Genomic DNA, 16,866 nt, shown 5'->3' on the forward strand with positions numbered 1-16,866 from the left:
GTGGGCATATCCCCTTTTCAAGTTCACACGGCAGTACCGAAGCAATTCTCTCAGATCAATTATCCGTAAGCAGTTTATCCGGAGAAACCGCGATATGATTACAATACCACGTACCTATACAACAAGTCACGATGATGATACTAGTTGTATAGAGCATATTTCCCAGTCCGGTCAAAGGAGAAAGTATCCCACCGAACAAAAACATTAAAAAGCCCAGTAACGCAGAAGCATTTCCTGAGTTTTTCCTCTCTAAATCAAGGGCCAGTGTCGTAGAGCTAGGAAGTATTATACCTAAAAAGAGCATAAAAATAAACAAAGACAATTCTGCCAACCACACGGAAGTACCGAAAATCAATGCCGCTGTTACAAACAAGCTCATAATCCCAAAACCAATAGAACCGATACGTAACGCTCCGGCCGCATCATGAAACCACGAAACAGCCAGGCTACCCAACATTATAGCTACCGCATTAGCGCCGAAGCAAATACTGTACATCAACGGAGATATATTGAAATGTTCTTGAAAGATAAAAGGAGAAGCTGCAATGTAAGTAAACATCACCCCCATAGCAAACACCTGTACCAATACGTAGCGCATAAACCGGGTATTCCGGAACACCGGTATATAATACCGGAATGTAGAGAACATGCCGCAACGCTGTCTTTGGCCATCCTCCAGAGACTCTTTAAAAAAGACCAATGCCGCGATCAACAATATCCCGATCAATACCAATATCCAAAAAATACCTTTCCAATCGGTCATTTCCAGCAATACGCCTCCCAAAACAGGCGCACAAACCGGGGCTATACCTTGTACGGAACTGAGTTTGGAGAAAAATCGGGCAAGTTCTTTCCCTTCGTAAAGATCGGTAGCGATAGATTTGGAAATAACCACTCCACCTGCCCCAGACAACCCTTGCAATAGTCGGAAAAAGATAAATACATATATACCTGGAGCGTACAAGCAACCTAATGTGGACACACAAAACAGGACGAGAGAAACTATCAACGGATTCTTACGCCCATATTTATCACTCAGTGGCCCGATAACCAATTGACCGACAGCCAACCCTACCATACTAAAAGTCAGGCTGAGCTGTACGAGCGATGCCGTAGTATCAAAATACCCCGTCAATACAGGAAGAGCGGGCAAATAAAAATCGGTCACAAACGGACCGAGGGCAGAAACGATCCCGATAACAATCAGGATATACAGTCTTGAGTTTAAAGTTCCTTTCACCATGACTAATTTATTCTCAATTATTTTCCGAGGCAAAGTTCATAACATTCTGCCATATCCTGTTGTCCATTTCTATGTCTGAATTGTCCAAATAGAGACTAAATATTCTCTCGCAAATGACTTTGGATAAGGTTCTGGTATCAGTGATATCGGCTATCTCTTCTCATGAGTAGAAGGTATCGTGAGCCCATAAATCGTAGCCTGTACGGCATGCGATAAGATATAGGCAGCAGGCGTATCGTTCGAGGGGGAATAGCCTTTGGAGAGCTTCCGGATTACGTGTTCTTTGCCCGTACCCAATATCGGAACCAATAAGGGAGCACCGTTTAAGATAAGCGGTCCCGTCATGGTGATCCGGTATTGGCCGGTAGAAGGTTGCTGGGATACCGCATAGTTACGGCTATCCGACAATAGCTCCATGGTGGTAGGGAAGATGGATGCCGTATGGGAGTCCTCGCCTACGCCGAGTATGACGCAATCGAACGTAGGCATTTGGTTGAACAACGGCAAGAATTCTTTTACGACCCATGAATAACGCATCGCCTCGGTACCCGGTTCGTTCTCACCCTTGATCCGGTGGATATGGTCTTCCGGAATACACAAAGGCTTAAAAAGCAAACGGTTCGCATGACCGTAATTACTATCCGGGCTCGTTGGTGGAACGCAACGCTCGTCCACCCAGAAAAAACGGATGTTATTCCAGTCAATCTTCTCCTTATACTCATCCACCCAGAGAGAAAACATATGTTTTGCCGTCTCCCCACCCGAAAGCGCCAGGTTAAACGGAGCGAAATCTTTCCGGCGAATCATCGCCATCATATCCTCCGTCATCGCCCGAAGCGCCTCTTTCATCTCATTATATCTCTTTATTTCCATAAAATTATTTTCTTTGACAGGCGCAGACTTTCTTTTCCACACCTAAAACAACAGTTTCCTCCGGCCCATCCTCGCCCGGCTCATAAAAGAACAAGTTCTTCGAACCCTCCTCTTTCCAATGGAGCAAGATCGGATCGATAAATTTCCAACTAGCTTCCAAGGCGTCGTTACGGGCATACAGGGTGGAATCGCCCAGCATGGCATCCAGTAACAGACGCTCGTAAGCATCGGGAAGATAGCTCTTCGAGAGGGAATCGTAGCGGAAATCCATGCTGACTTGTTTCACCTCGAAACCGGCTCCCGGCATTTTCAACCCGAACTTCAAGGATATACTCTCGTTCGGTTGGATACGGATGGTCAATTTATTGCAGGAACCTCCCGAACATTGCCCGACAAACAGTTGGTGGGGCGTAGACTTGAAATGGATCACCACCTCCGACGACTTCTCCGGCAGCTTCTTTCCCGTATAGAAATAGAAGGGCACGCCGCTCCAGCGCCAGTTATCGATAAAGAACTTCATCGCCACGTATGTCTCGGTATTCGAGTCGGGAGCTACGTTCTTCTCCTCCCGATAACCGATATATTGTCCACGGACAACCATCTTATCCATATCCAGTACCGTATACGGACGTATGGAGCGGAATACTTTCACGATCTCGTCACGAATCGGTTCCGGCTCGAATATAGAGGGAGACTCCATGGCGATAAACGACATCAATTGCATCAAGTGATTCTGGATCATATCCCGCATCGCCCCGGCTCCATCATAATATTTGCCCCGATTCTCCACCCCCAAGGTCTCGGAGGCACTGATCTCGATGGAATCGATATAATTACGATTCCACAATGGCTCGAAAATACCGTTCGAGAAGCGCAATACCAAGATATTCTGCACGGTCTCTTTCCCCAGATAATGGTCGATACGGTAAATCTCCTCCTCATGGAAGATATGCCGTAAATGATCGTTCAACCGACGGGCAGACTCCAAGCTGGTGCCAAACGGCTTCTCCACGATGATCCGCCGGAAACCATCCGAAGACTCGGTCTTGTTCAAACCACTCTCCAGCAAACATCGCGAGACGATCTCGTACATCACCGGCGGGGTAGCCAAGTAATAGATGATCTTATCCGGCAAATCGTGTTTCTCTTGCAAGAACTCGATGCGCTCACGCAATTTGTAGTATTCATCGGCATTCGTGGAATCGAAGGCGAGGTAATAAACATTCTCCAAGAAATCATCGACCAAGCCCTCATCGTAAGTCTTTCCCTTCTGGGCCTTCAAGATATGCGTGTGCTGCTCCGCGCGGAACTCCTCATCGCCATAAGCGGTGCGGGCGGCTCCCAAAATACAGAAGCGATCGGGTAGCAAGCCCCGGACATATAACTCGAACAAAGAAGGAAGCAACTTGCGACTGGTAAGATCGCCCGACGCCCCGAATATAACTAATAATTGATTATCTGCTTTTTTCATGCCTTTATACGTTATAAGTTCCAGAAACCGTCTTTCCTCCCTCACCCGTCCAGTTGGTATGGAAAAACTTACCACGCTCCCAATCAACCCGCTCATAGGTATGAGCTCCGAAATAATCCCGCTGGGCTTGAATCAGGTTAGCGGCTGAATGCGGGGTAGACAGTCCATCGAAATAGCTCAACCCCGAACTCATCGCCGGCAAAGCCACTCCATGCAAGACACCCTCGGCTACCACTTGTCGCCAAGCCAGCAAGGAAGTCTCGATCTTTTGGATAAAGAACTCATCGAATAAGAGGTTCTCCAGATTCCGGTTCTTCTCATAAGCCTGCGTAATTTTCTCCAAGAAGACAGAGCGTATGATACATCCCTTCCGCCAGATCTTGGCGATCGTGCCGTAATCCAACTGCCAGTCATACCGCTTAGAGGCTTGGCGCAACAAGGAGAATCCCTGCGCATACGAAACCAACTTAGCCGCATACAAAGCCTGCTTGACCTCCTTCTCCGAGATCAAGGTCTGCCCCAGCACGCCACTCTTCGGATAAAGCGAGGATGCTTTTTTCCGTTCTTCCTGCATGGACGAAAGCATACGGGCGTAAACAGCCTCGGTAATCAACGTCAGCGGATCATTCTCGTCCATAGCGGCGATAGCGCTCCATTTGCCGGTACCTTTCTGGCCGGCGGCATCCAATATCTTATCCAGCAGATAGCCCTCTCCCGCCTCGTCCTTGAAGCGGAGAATATCGGCCGTGATACCGATCAGGTAGCTATCCAGCTCTCCCGCGTTCCAGTCCTCAAAGATACGGGCCAAGGCCTCATTATCCAGACCCAGACGATTCCTCAACAAGGAATACGCCTCGGAAATCAACTGCATATCCCCATACTCGATGCCATTGTGTACCATTTTCACGAAATGGCCGGCTCCACCCGGGCCGATCCATTGGCAACAAGGCGTCCCGTCATCCAACTTGGCGGCGATGTTTTGCAAGACATCCTTCACCAGAGGCCAAGCGGCAGGCGAGCCACCCGGCATCACGGAAGGTCCGTACAAAGCCCCGATCTCTCCTCCGGAGATCCCAGTACCTACGAAATACATCCCATGCGCCTCCATCTCCTTCACCCGGCGTTCCGTATCATGGAAATCCGAGTTGCCACCATCGATAATCACATCACCGGGTGATAAGTAAGGGATCAATTGAGCCATCAGCTCATCCACCGGGGCACCCGCTTTTACCATCAGCATAATCTTGCGAGGACGCTCGATAGACGCTACAAATTCCTGTATCGTATGGGTTCCTATAAAATTCCTTCCTTTTCCACGACCGCTCATGAATCGGTCTACCACGCCTTCCTCTCCCGGCGCCGTACGATTATAAACGGATACGGTGAACCCCTTGCTTTCCATATTCAACGCAAGGTTCTCGCCCATCACGGCTAAGCCGATTAATCCAATGTTTGATGTTTTCATATTTATGTTTTTATTTTATTAATCCAAATAGATCATTTAAAGCCTCACTCATCGACGGATGGGTGAATATCGAATCCCGGAGGAACGTGTAGTCTTGATCCAGACGCATCGCCAAGCTAACCGTATTTATAACCTCGCTGGACTCGGCGCAGAATAAGGTACATCCTAGGATCTTCCCGGTACCCGCATCTACCACGGCTTTCAGCAAGCCATCCGTCTGCTCGATGGTACGGGTACGAGGCATGGCGGCGGCAGGCAGGCTGACCACCTTTATATTCTTACCCATCTTACGGGCTTGCGTCTCGTTCAACCCGACATGGGCCAACGGAGGATCGATGAATACGGAGTAAGCCACGGCTTCCCGGTCATCCAAGCTCCGGAAACCGCTGCCAAACAACTCTTCCCGGATAATACGGTAATCATCCAAAGACAGATAGGTGAATTGCAATCCACCATGTACATCCCCGATCGCCCAGATATTAGGGATATTGGTACGCAACTTACTATCTACCTCGATAGCGCCACGATGGGTCGTCTGTATTCCGGCGGCTTGCAGGTTCAAGCTTTCCGTATTCGGTTTACGGCCGGTAGCCAAAAGCACTGCCTCGGCATCCAGCCGTAAGGTATCTCCCGAGATAGCGTTACGGCAGATCACCGTGGCACGTTCGGCATCCTGCTCGATCGTCTGCACGACCGTATTCAAATGGATGGCGATCCCTTTTTTCTCCAGCACAGACTTCACGGACTCGGCGATATCCCGGTCTTCACGGGGGATAAACACCTCCCCTGCCTCCAAGACCGTCACCTTCGATCCGAAACCAGCGAACATGGAAGCGAATTCCAGCCCGATGTATCCACCTCCGACAATCACCAGATGCCGTGGCAATTTCTCCAGTTCCATGATAGATGTACTTGTATATACGTAAGGATTATCTTCGATACCGCTTATCGTAGGAATAATCGTCGTGGCTCCGGTATTGATGAATATCCTCTCGCCTTCCAGCAAAAAGGAGTCCGTATCCGTTTTCACGATAATCTCATAAGGGGAACGAAAAGAAGCCTCGCCGGTATAGATCGTCACGGTCTCCCGGTCATCCAGATTCTTGAAATTCTTCTCACGAAGCAAAGAGGTGAGTTTTTCCTTGGCAAGGATCGCCTGCTTAAACTCCTCCGCATATTGCTCGAAGGTAGAAGGCCTGCGATACCCTGCCACCTGAGCGTAATGGACAAGCGCTTTCGTCGGTATACAGCCGATATTGATACAAGTACCTCCGTACATACCCGCCGAACGCTCTACCACGGCTACATTCCATCCATGATTAGCCAAATCCACCGCCAAGGTTTTTCCACCTTTCCCAAAACCAATAATAATCGCGTCGTACTTTTTCATTTCTGATTTATCTCCTTTTCGTTAGACATTAAAATAACATTCGTTTTAACCTAATTGTTGCGAATTTCATATCGCAAAAATAGCTCCAGCCCTTATTTTACAAAATGGCTGTTCACCCTATATGCTTAGCCATTTTTCCCGAAATCAAGAATTAAAATAGATTATTTTTATTATTGGGTTCTTGAACATTCACACATACATTTTAGTTTTATATTTGCAGTTTGTAAAACAGTACAAAAAATTTATGGATATACCGTTTAGACCAATCAGGTTAGAAGACAAAGAGATCATAACCTCATTTACATTTCCCAGCGATTATCGCAATTGTGATTTTTCTTTCGCGAACATGTGTAGTTGGCGTTTTTTATATGATAGTGAATTTGCTATCGTGGATGGTTATTTATTGATCCGTTTCATGATCGAGGATAAGAGCCGTTTCGCCTATATGATGCCTGTCGGAAAGGGAAGTTTAGCGAATGCCATCCGTTTACTGGAAGAGGATTCTTTAAAACATGGACATCCACTCTGTATGCTGGGTATCACCCCTGATGCCAAAGACCAATTGGAAGGCGCGCTTCCCGGAAGCTTTTTCTATATCCCGGAACGGGATTACTTCGATTACATTTATTTACGGGAGGATTTAGCTACCCTACGGGGTAAAAAATATCAATCCAAGCGTAATCATATCAATAATTTCAAGAAACGTTATTCGTATGAATATGTCCCCATCACATCGGAGATCGTACCACAATGCCTAAAACTGGAATGCAAATGGTATAAGGCGAACAACGAGAATAATGACGGGGAAGAACTTAATGACGAACGTCGCTCCCTTACGTATGCCTTACATCATTTCGAGAACTTAAACCTGATAGGTGGCGCTATCCGGGTCGATAACGAGATTATCGCCTTTTCCTTCGGGGCACCGATCAATCATAATACATTCGGAGTTCACGTGGAGAAAGCGGACGTGAATTTTGACGGCGCATATACGGTGATCAACCAAGAGCTAGCATCCCACCTTCCGGAAACATATATGTATATAAACCGGGAGGAAGATCTCGGTATACCGGGCTTGCGTAAAGCGAAACTTTCTTATCAGCCTACCATATTGCTAGAAAAGAACGCAGCCATAAAGAAGTTGACAGTTGATCGTTAAATATCGTTTATCGCAACTGTCGACTATAAACTGTCAACTAAATTATAAAGATTATGGACAAGAAACAACAAATCGTAAGCCTATGGCGAACCTGTTTCGGGGACTCCGAGGCTTTTATCAGTCTTTATTTCGACCGTGTTTACAAGGACGAGAACACCATGACCATCGAGAAGGATGGTAAAATCGTATCAGCCTTGCAGATAATTCCTTATACGATGACTTACTTGGGTACCGAGATCTCGGTGGCCTATATCTCCGGAGCATGTACGGCCCCGGAAGAGAGAGGCCAAGGGCTTATGCGACAACTTCTACAAGAGACTTTCGAGGAAATGAAACGGCGTGAGGTTACTATCTCTGCCTTGATTCCCGCCAATCCTTGGTTATTCGATTATTATAGGGAACAAGGTTATACCGAGGCTTTTGATTATTCATTGGAGACATATATACGCCCGAATATACCGGTCCAGCTCCCCCAAATAACGGTTATCCAACCAGAAGTACCGACAACCGATGAGTTGTTTGCTTACTTTAACCGTAAATTGCGCGAACGTCCTTCATGTATCTTACACTCATATGACAATTTTATCACGATACTCCGAGATCTTCAATTAGGTAACGGAGGAATGTATGTAGCTTTAGACGAGCATGAGAAAGTGATCGGCATGGCTTTGGCACTGCCTCTCGATACCAAAAACGCACCATCCGATAAAAAGCTTCTTGTCAAAGAACTTCTTTATGACTCGGAAGAAATCAAGGAATTATTATTACAAGAGCTTACCCTGCAAAATAAGGTATCGCAGGCAACGGTCAAAACCCCTCCGACCCCTCCGGGTACCCTACCTATGGGGATGGCCCGCATCATCGACACGAAACGAATGATCCATCTTTGGCTATCCAAACAGCATGAAAGCCCTATTTCCAAAAAAGACTTTGAAGAAATGGATAACCAGACATTGACACGGCAGTTGCTTGGCTATCAGGGAAGGATGGCTTATATGAGCCTGATGCTGGATTAAATTCTTACACAAAATAAAAAAGGGAGCCTTTAGCCCCCTTTTTCATTTATACTTAAATGTACATTTATTCACCCGTATTTATTAAATCATATTTTATCACATTATCTTCTATAGGATTCAAGTACCAACCTGGAGTATCATCTCCTTTAATCCAGCTTTCAAAACCTTCATAAGCATCATCAATACGAATCGTCTCTTTCGGATAGGTCGCAAATTCTTGTGCCGGAATACAGAGAGCCCACATCAACCTGTTCTCATTTGATACATAGTCTTCCGTACTATTATCATTAGAAGAAGCCTTATCTGTACCTCTATAACCTGCCACATGAACTTCATCCCTACGGTCTGAATCAAAGCCATTGGTAACAATAAAGAGGTTGAAATTATTAACGTTTATCACTCCACTAATAGGTGTATTAAAATCAACTGTCACTTCATTCACTACAGGTTCCGTTGTTATATTATAAGTATTGATCGGAATTCTCTCCGAACTACCCAGTAGTGAATGAGCATCTGAAAATAGTGAAACCACAGCCTTGCTTTGCCCAGCCTCAGCCCCAGAAACAGTTGAAGCTGATACCTCATCCAATTGGAAACCTACACCAATCTGTTTTGTCGCACCTGTTGCATACAACGTATATCTGATCTTCACTGATTTCGTTTTATCTCTCTCTTTGCGATTCATGACCTCAACTTTAAGCACAAGATCATTCATGTCATAATCTCCAGTTACAGGCCAATTATCCTCGAATAGATAAACGTAAGGTAATGTCTCTGTTTCTTCGTAAGTTTCATCATCATCCGGTTCACCTGTACCTTCATTATGGTTACCGCCATTATTACAGTCATCTTCGTCTATTTTAACAAAACCTTGACCTTTAGAAAACGCTACACCAGGACCAGGATAATAACATTGATCAAACATATTATTTTGAGTATGTTTCTTACACTCTATATTGAGTAGCTTCCCATATTGTAGTTGGATTCCCAATCCTCTCTCTATAATTATCTCATCAACTTTAAACAGTGCATAATCTGTATCACTTCCCAAAACCCAACTCTTTTTTCCTGCAAAATCAACACGTTTTCCTACCCACATAGACTTAGCATCCATACATAAAGTCAATCCCCGTGCATTTAAATAATCTACCTCCATATAAGCGGCCGGAGCAACATTGATAGAAGCATCTTTAACATAAAACTCATCAGCTTCAAATTTACAGAAATTATCCAGTTTGCTATTCTCTACCATTGAAATATTCTTCGCATCAAACTCACGCATATTTACAATATAGCTATTTTTCAAAGCTGTCAACTTTTTCACATCGAAATCTCCTTTATTATAAATGGAGCTATTTAAATCCATCGTCACCTGTGCAATATCGAAATCACCTTCATTAACAATAGATGTATTATCGGTCATATACAACTTATTTTTATCCTCATCTTCACTTTCAAATTCTCCACCATCTTGGATAGCAATTCTAGATGTCCCACTCATTATTATACTACCATCTGTCTCTATTTTTCCTCCGTCTAAAATATAGATAGAAGTCTCTTTTCCTAATCGAAGCCCCTTATTTGAAATCTTCCAAGTTCCTTTCACATAGATCTTAACATTCCCCCCTTCAATAGAAACATTACCACTAAGTGTAGCATTCTCAGGAATCATATAAGTCTTATTCGTTCGCAAAGTAACACGCCCCTTTCCTGAAATAGTTTCACAATCTGAACCAATAGTATAGTCTATTGTAGGAAAATCAGTATTTGAACTTCTTAGTTGAGCATAAGTACTTTTTGTAGAAGTTGCTGGTTCTCCAATATTACAAACCATATTTTCCCCTTCTACAACATCATAGGCAAATACCGCTGTTCTATGATAAGGATCTGTAACACGGAGATAAACAGTAGACATATCATCCGGGAAATTAAGCTCAATGCAATACGGAACCTTACTATTAGTCTTCTGCCCCGAACCAGGGATCATTTTCGCATTTTCATCAAAAAGAGGGTTCATTGTAAATGCCTCTACTGTATAAAAGTATTTACCGTCATACGCATCTGGAACATTTACTGTCAGTGTTTTAGATTTTCCCGTGGAAAAAGCATTATCCGCAGGAGCTTCCACCTCTGGTGTCGGATCCGGCTCCGGATCTGGAGTAGGTTCATAGATATCTGCCGTACAAGCGGCCAGTAGCGTTCCAAATAACGCTAGCACCATGAATTTTAGTTTTAGAATAGGCCTCATCATATGCTTAAAAAATTAATATTATCTTATAATATCATTATTTAAAAAGAAGTTGTATATTCTAATCAACTTATTGAATATTATCTGTCGCAAAGGTAGAATTTATTGCAATAAAAATAAGTTAATCAATCAACAAAAATCACATTAATTAACAAGATTTACATGCTTAAAACAAAAAGTATCGTTGAAAAACAGATAAACATAGAATATTAACATTGTTAACGAATAACAAATACATACTTTTGAAGCATATTTCCAGCGAACAAATTTTGCCAATCTATCCGAGACAAAACGCCCACACAACTTGGGTATCCTATCTCCTATCATACCCAAGAATATATCCTGATCTCAGATATGTTTGAACCATGTTATATTTGTAGAACTTTTTTATTGGATAGTTCAGGAAAGAACTATTAGAACCTCCGGAAAGTAGATACCGGATTATATAGAATTCTCTAAAAAAGGAACCTCTTGTTAATATGGAAAGAAACAGGTAGAATCATCCGGATATCAATCCAACTGATAAATCTTCAACTTATTGTAAAGCGTCTTCCGGTCGATACCTAATAATTGAGCCGCACGAGTCTTATTATTGTGACATTCTTGGAGAGCTTTACGAATAAGGTCACGCTCGTGCTCTACATTTTTTAGCTGGATGCTAGCATGGGAAGAGATACTTTCCGTCAATTCTTCCGGAAGTTCTTTACGGGTGATATAGCGTCCAGTCGCCAACAAGGTAGCATACTTGATAACATTCTTCATTTGGCGCAGGTTACCCGGCCAAGAATAAGATTGGAACAATTGCATGGTATCGTTGTCGAAACCGATGATATCTTTTTGGAGCTCACTATTCGCCAGATCAAGAAAATGATTGGCAAACAAGAGTAAATCCTCTTTACGTTCTTTTAAATCCGGGATACGGATCGTAAACTCGTTGATACGGTGATACAAATCCTCGCGGAAATCACCTTTCTCTATCGCTTGTCGCAAATTCTCATTTGTAGCGGATATCAAACGCACGTTAATAGAAATTTCCTGATTGCTCCCGATAGGTTTTACCTTACGCTCCTGCAGAGCACGCAATAGCTGGACTTGCACCTCATACGTCAGGTTTCCTATCTCATCCAAAAAAATTGTTCCACCTTGCGCCGCCACAAACGCCCCGGTCTTGTTCTCGATAGCTCCTGTAAAAGAGCCTTTCACATGACCAAAGAACTCGGAAGCCGCCAACTCTTTCGGGATAGCGCCACAATCCACGGCGACGAAAGGAGCTTTACTACGGTTACTTTGCTCATGAATCCGTCGGGCAATATACTCCTTGCCGGTACCGCTAGCACCTGTCACTAATACGGACATATCGGTAGGAGCCACTAAACGCACATGTTCATAAAGCTGACGAGCCGCTTGACTTTGCCCCTCGATATAGAGGTCTGGAGCTGAAGGAGTCGATGCTTTCGCCGGAGCTTTCTCCTCCACGCACACGACCTCCTTGATCTTCCCCAATAATTCATCCGGATTCAAAGGCTTAGCGATATAATCTGCCGCACCTAGTTTCATCGCCTGAACCGCCGTTTGTATTTCCGCATAACTGGTCATCATGATGAGAGGCAAGGAAGGATGAGTGTTTTTCAGCCATTTTAGCAAGTCGATTCCATCGCTATCCGGTAGGCGTAAATCCGATATAACCAAATCGAATGCTTCCTTTCCACCCAGCTTTCGTTTAGCGTCGGAGACAGAGGACGAGGATTTTACTACAAACCCTTTCCTTCCCAACCATGTGGTAAGCATCAAGGAAAAAGTTATATCATCTTCAACGATCAGAATCGACAACATACCTACTCAGATTATTTATAGTTATCACAAAAGTAAATAAATAAAACGAATCATGAAAATATCCACGTAGCTTTGCGCCATACTCCCTCGAAAGGACCTTGTTTATGATGGTTTAACCACCAGTGACAAAAACCTAGCTGAAGAATAAAAAGAAGGATTCCTACAGCGAAACTGGCGGTCGTGCCTAAGTCATCGTACAGGGATAAACCATAGCCGAAATAAATGAAAGAGCCTACCATTGATTGCGTCAGGTAATTCGTCAAGCTCATCTTCCCATAAGGAACAAGCCCGTGAAGGACCTTACGCAGCTGTTCCCACTGCCACAAAAAGACAAAAGAGGAGGTTAATACACACATGAAAGAGAAGTTACGCAAGGAAGACACGATCGTACTCATCGGACGAAGCTCTTCCGTACGCTCCAACCAACCGGGTAAGGAAAGAGACAGGAAATATAAGGGAATGAAACAAACTACTCCAAAGACAAAGGTTCTTGCCCAAAATACCCGGTGTTTCTCCAGATTGACAAACAATCCCATACGTCCCAACAACATACCCAACATAAAGAGAGCTGAAGTCTGGAAAAAGCGTCCGTAACTCCAAGCCCAGAGAAAGCTATATAATTGCCCGTCCCACAGATTGGACTTGACCATCTCCAAAAAACCGGTACCTTCCATATATGGATAAATCCGCTTACAATGAACCAGCCATTGTTCCGTAGGGGCGATGTATTCCGGATGTGTCAACGCATAAATGAATTTCCCCCACTCCATCGGCTGTAACATCAAGACTACCGCAATTATCAACACGACCTTATTACTTAATTTACAGACCGGAATCAACACGATCCCTAAGATCGAATAAAGGACTAAGATCTCTCCCGGGAAAAACGAAGCGTTAAAACAACCGATAAAAAACAAGAGGACTAACCGCCAGAAAAAACGAAACCGAAAATCCTTGCCTTTTCTCGCCTGATTATCAAATTGGATAAAAAAGCTAAAACCAAACAATAAGGCGAAAATAGCATATGCCTTACCGGAAAAAAGGAAAAACAAAGTATCCCATACCCCTTTATCCAAGGCCTTCATGAAATCGGTAGTAGCCTCCGGGAAATTATATAAGTTAAAATGTTCGATATTATGTAATAGGATAATAGCCATAACAGCGAATCCTCGTAATGCATCGACAACCTCTATACGGGGTCGGGTCTGTAGTCCGTGTTCCATGATATTATTAAGTAGATTTTATTATTTCGTGACAAATGTAACGAAACTAAATAAAAAAAGCATCCTTTTGAGGATGCCTTTTTATTTTGCAGACTTAATTTAAATACTCCAGACTTAATCTTCTGCCATGAAAAAACTCATGACTTTTGTTTTTAACGGTTTAAATGTAGAAACGCTCATTTGCGATTTCATTAAATAAATAGCGAATATCATGCCAAAGTCTGCCAAACGAATGCTGATAAATATCTAACTACTTATCCTCTAACAAGTAATAGGCAAACAATGTTTATATAAAGCTGGATTTTATTTCAATGGTATGGGGAAAGATATTCCACGGACGGGGATTTATTCCACACCAATTTCCACAGGATCACCAAACGTTCCTTTCTTTTTTTATGAAATATCCATGAAAACGGAGAAATTATCCTTATAAATCCACAAGATTATTTTCGTGAATCTATCGTTATAACAGATTCTACATTTTCCACGATAGCGATCGCCTGCGTAATTACCTCGTCTAATAAATGATACCAACCTGAATCGGTCAACTCCTCATCATTCTTTTCCAAGATACGCAGATGTTGTACCAAAGAATTAGCCCCCAACATCGTAAACAGAGGTATTAATTTATGGGATATCCGAGAGGCTTGCTCTCGCTCTTTCTCTTTTAACGCCTCCCGGAGCAAATCAATACTCTTACGAGTCTCCTCAGAGAAAGTCTTCAATATAGACACCGATGCCTCCGTATCTTCCCCCGCAAAAGCGGTTAACGAAGAGAAATTCAACTCACTCCTCGCTTCCAGATGAAGTGTCAACAATTCATTCAACAAAGAGATCAATTGGGCGGCAGTAAATGGCTTGTTTAAAAAACCGGTGAAACCAGCCTCTAAATAATGCTCGTGCTCCTTAGCGATACTAGCAGACAGGGCAATCACCGGAATCTTGTCTGTACCGGGGATACCGGATGTACGTATCTGCTCCAATAAATGATAGCCATCTAGTGTCGGCATTTGTATATCGGTAATAACTGCATTGAACACAGTATTTCGTAATAACTCAAGAACGTTATGGGGATTCGTACAACCTACAACCTGTACATGGCTTTGCTTCAGGAGTTCCTCCGTCAGAGCCAATTGCAAAGGATCATCATCCACCAAAAGGCAATAGACCTCTTGTCCTTCAAATGAGGGCAAAGCCTCGGCCTTACCAGAATTCGATTCCTCCACCGCCAAATCTGGCAAAGATAGGTTATCGGCCAAGGGAAGTGGTAATACGATCGTGAAATCACTCCCTTTTCCCGGTATACTATTCAAAGATAATGTACCGTTCATCAAAGATAAAAGCTTACGGGTAATGGAGAGCCCCAAGCCAAACCCTTCCACCTCTTCCGTATTAGACAAGCGAGTAAACTCTCCAAATATCCTCTCCTGCTCCTCTTTCGGGATACCCGGACCGGAATCGCTTACAGTAATTGATAGATGATAGGAAGCAGGTGATAGTTTTTGGAGAGAGACCAATAATACGACTCGTCCCACTTCCGTGAATTTAATAGCATTAGACAACAAATTCCCTACAACCTGCCGGATACGGATCGGGTCGCCCATATAAACCTGTCCCGTCCCCTCCGGTTTCAGGTTCAAGACAAATTGCAGACCTTTTGCTTCTGCTATTGGCTTAAAGCTAGTATAAATCTCGTCAAACAAGACTGGGACACGGAAGGGAACACTATGCACCTCCATCTCCCCGGACTCCAACCGCTGGAAATCTAACAGGTCGTTCACCAAAGAAAGGATATGATCCGAGGAGCCTTTCATGTTCTCCAGATAATACTGCTGACGCTCATCTGGATGGCGACGCAACAATAGTTCAATATATCCGATGATGGAAGAAAGCGGGGCCCGTATGTCATGGCTTATCGTCAGCATTAGCTTCTCACGGCTTCGTAATAAACTCTCCGCGATCAGTTTCGCCTTTTCCAGTTGCATGCGGTAATATTTACTTCGCGAGATGTCACGTGAGATAAAAAACAAGAATAAAAAGGCAATAACGACAGAAACGATAGCGATACCGGCGATCAGATGGGAGGTCTCCTTTAATAACGCTTGCTTTTTATAAACTCTTTCTAGCGAGGCTTCCATCTCTTCTTCCTCGATATTACGGAGCATTTGATTGATCTCCCGGGTAATCACACTATTGTTATAGCGCAAATTGGAGGCTCTTTCCAGCAACTGATCCATCAACTGTTGTCGTTGCCAAGCCACGCTGTCTTGAATACCCTTCAATACGCTGACAATTGTATCGGTCGGATTATAAGCGTTCACTAATGTATCGGTAACGATCTCCCGGGTCGTGTTCACTACGATACTGGTATCTTCCTTACTAGGAGAAAACACATCGGCCAGACGCTTGAAGAATCCCCGTTTCTTACGAGGGACAACTACCGTATCTTGTTTGACCTCTATTCGCTCCTGTATCTGCACCTCGTTTACGATCGTATCCCGGACGGCAATTATTTTCTCGATGTTCTCCGTATAAAGACGCTCTGTATTTGCCTCCTGCCAAGTCTTGAGCAAACGACGGGTATTCCATCGCTTACGTTCCAGCAACATATCGATCGTATCTATTTTGAGTAGTTGCATGGAATCCGTCACCAAAATCCTTAACGAATCCATGTTATTATGAGCCTTATTCAATGTACGGTTAAAATGATGGAACTCATTCTGGGGCATACCGACCAACTGGCCTAACGCCTCGCTCTCATAGAGCAAGGAGAGCGTGTTGGTGACCAGATACACTTTCCGGCGAGCCTGATGATCCGGCTCATCTTCCTCGGCCACTTTCTCCACAATATTGTAAATGTAAGCGACCGAGCAGACCGCGATAGTAATCAGCAAAATATAGCCGAATATCACTTTACTGGTAATATGCCCACTTTGCTCTTTCAT

The 16,866-nt window shown here is 43.9% G+C and carries 11 protein-coding genes; 2 read left to right on the plus strand and 9 right to left on the minus strand.

The window, feature by feature from the left end:
* Nucleotides 1–55: 55 nt before the first annotated feature.
* From Q0110_RS05900 to Q0110_RS05920, 5 genes are all read right to left on the minus strand, one after another.
* The gene (locus tag Q0110_RS05900) at nucleotides 56–1,243 is read right to left on the minus strand and encodes a multidrug effflux MFS transporter (RefSeq protein ID WP_297904094.1); all 1,188 of its coding nucleotides are present in this window, start codon (nucleotides 1,241–1,243) and stop codon (nucleotides 56–58) included.
* A gap of 150 nt (nucleotides 1,244–1,393) precedes the next feature.
* On the minus strand, nucleotides 1,394–2,116 hold the full coding sequence (gene pgl / locus Q0110_RS05905; RefSeq protein WP_297904097.1) for a 6-phosphogluconolactonase: 723 nt from the start codon (nucleotides 2,114–2,116) through the stop codon (nucleotides 1,394–1,396).
* A 4-nt stretch (nucleotides 2,117–2,120) separates the two neighbouring features.
* Nucleotides 2,121–3,587: a glucose-6-phosphate dehydrogenase gene (gene zwf, locus Q0110_RS05910; RefSeq protein ID WP_297904100.1), complete on the minus strand. Its 1,467-nt coding sequence runs from the start codon at nucleotides 3,585–3,587 to the stop codon at nucleotides 2,121–2,123.
* Nucleotides 3,588–3,591: 4 nt separating this feature from the next.
* The gene (gnd, locus tag Q0110_RS05915; RefSeq protein WP_297904103.1) at nucleotides 3,592–5,052 is read right to left on the minus strand and encodes a decarboxylating NADP(+)-dependent phosphogluconate dehydrogenase; all 1,461 of its coding nucleotides are present in this window, start codon (nucleotides 5,050–5,052) and stop codon (nucleotides 3,592–3,594) included.
* Between the two features lie 10 nt (nucleotides 5,053–5,062).
* A complete protein-coding gene (locus Q0110_RS05920; RefSeq protein WP_297904106.1) occupies nucleotides 5,063–6,442 on the minus strand; it encodes an FAD-dependent oxidoreductase in 1,380 nt (459 codons plus the stop codon).
* 244 nt (nucleotides 6,443–6,686) lie between these two features.
* On the opposite strand from Q0110_RS05920, the gene Q0110_RS05925 reads away from it, so the two are divergent.
* Together Q0110_RS05925 and Q0110_RS05930 are read left to right on the plus strand one after the other, a co-directional pair.
* On the plus strand, nucleotides 6,687–7,601 hold the full coding sequence (locus tag Q0110_RS05925) for a DUF2156 domain-containing protein (protein ID WP_297904109.1): 915 nt from the start codon (nucleotides 6,687–6,689) through the stop codon (nucleotides 7,599–7,601).
* Between the two features lie 53 nt (nucleotides 7,602–7,654).
* Nucleotides 7,655–8,617: a GNAT family N-acetyltransferase gene (locus Q0110_RS05930; protein WP_297904112.1), complete on the plus strand. Its 963-nt coding sequence runs from the start codon at nucleotides 7,655–7,657 to the stop codon at nucleotides 8,615–8,617.
* Between the two features lie 64 nt (nucleotides 8,618–8,681).
* On the opposite strand, the gene Q0110_RS05935 is transcribed toward Q0110_RS05930, so the two are convergent.
* The 4 genes from Q0110_RS05935 to Q0110_RS05950 all read right to left on the minus strand — a co-directional run bounded on the left by Q0110_RS05935 (nucleotide 8,682) and on the right by Q0110_RS05950 (nucleotide 16,866).
* Nucleotides 8,682–10,838 (minus strand): LruC domain-containing protein, encoded by a 2,157-nt coding sequence (locus tag Q0110_RS05935; RefSeq protein WP_297904115.1) that lies wholly within the window; start codon nucleotides 10,836–10,838, stop codon nucleotides 8,682–8,684.
* Between the two features lie 537 nt (nucleotides 10,839–11,375).
* Complete coding sequence (locus Q0110_RS05940) at nucleotides 11,376–12,698, minus strand: sigma-54 dependent transcriptional regulator (RefSeq protein WP_297904118.1); 1,323 nt, start codon at nucleotides 12,696–12,698, stop codon at nucleotides 11,376–11,378.
* 50 nt (nucleotides 12,699–12,748) lie between these two features.
* Entirely contained in the window at nucleotides 12,749–13,921 is a 1,173-nt protein-coding gene (locus Q0110_RS05945) for a DUF418 domain-containing protein (RefSeq protein WP_297904122.1), read from the minus strand.
* A 443-nt stretch (nucleotides 13,922–14,364) separates the two neighbouring features.
* Nucleotides 14,365–16,866, minus strand: a complete 2,502-nt coding sequence (locus Q0110_RS05950; protein ID WP_297904125.1) for an ATP-binding protein — start codon at nucleotides 16,864–16,866, stop codon at nucleotides 14,365–14,367.

It is taken from the genome of uncultured Parabacteroides sp. (assembly GCF_947855115.1).
Classification (GTDB): domain Bacteria; phylum Bacteroidota; class Bacteroidia; order Bacteroidales; family Tannerellaceae; genus Parabacteroides.

Coding starts and splice junctions, on each gene's coding strand:
- Q0110_RS05940 (WP_297904118.1), bottom strand. CDS start 12,698: ATGTTGTCGATTCTGATCGTTGAAGATGATATAACTTTTTCCTTGATG.
- pgl (WP_297904097.1), bottom strand. CDS start 2,116: ATGGAAATAAAGAGATATAATGAGATGAAAGAGGCGCTTCGGGCGATG.
- Q0110_RS05945 (WP_297904122.1), bottom strand. CDS start 13,921: ATGGAACACGGACTACAGACCCGACCCCGTATAGAGGTTGTCGATGCA.
- Q0110_RS05935 (WP_297904115.1), bottom strand. CDS start 10,838: ATGGTGCTAGCGTTATTTGGAACGCTACTGGCCGCTTGTACGGCAGAT.
- Q0110_RS05930 (WP_297904112.1), top strand. CDS start 7,655: ATGGACAAGAAACAACAAATCGTAAGCCTATGGCGAACCTGTTTCGGG.
- Q0110_RS05900 (WP_297904094.1), bottom strand. CDS start 1,243: ATGGTGAAAGGAACTTTAAACTCAAGACTGTATATCCTGATTGTTATC.
- gnd (WP_297904103.1), bottom strand. CDS start 5,052: ATGAAAACATCAAACATTGGATTAATCGGCTTAGCCGTGATGGGCGAG.
- Q0110_RS05950 (WP_297904125.1), bottom strand. CDS start 16,866: ATGAAAGAGCAAAGTGGGCATATTACCAGTAAAGTGATATTCGGCTAT.
- Q0110_RS05925 (WP_297904109.1), top strand. CDS start 6,687: ATGGATATACCGTTTAGACCAATCAGGTTAGAAGACAAAGAGATCATA.
- zwf (WP_297904100.1), bottom strand. CDS start 3,587: ATGAAAAAAGCAGATAATCAATTATTAGTTATATTCGGGGCGTCGGGC.
- Q0110_RS05920 (WP_297904106.1), bottom strand. CDS start 6,442: ATGAAAAAGTACGACGCGATTATTATTGGTTTTGGGAAAGGTGGAAAA.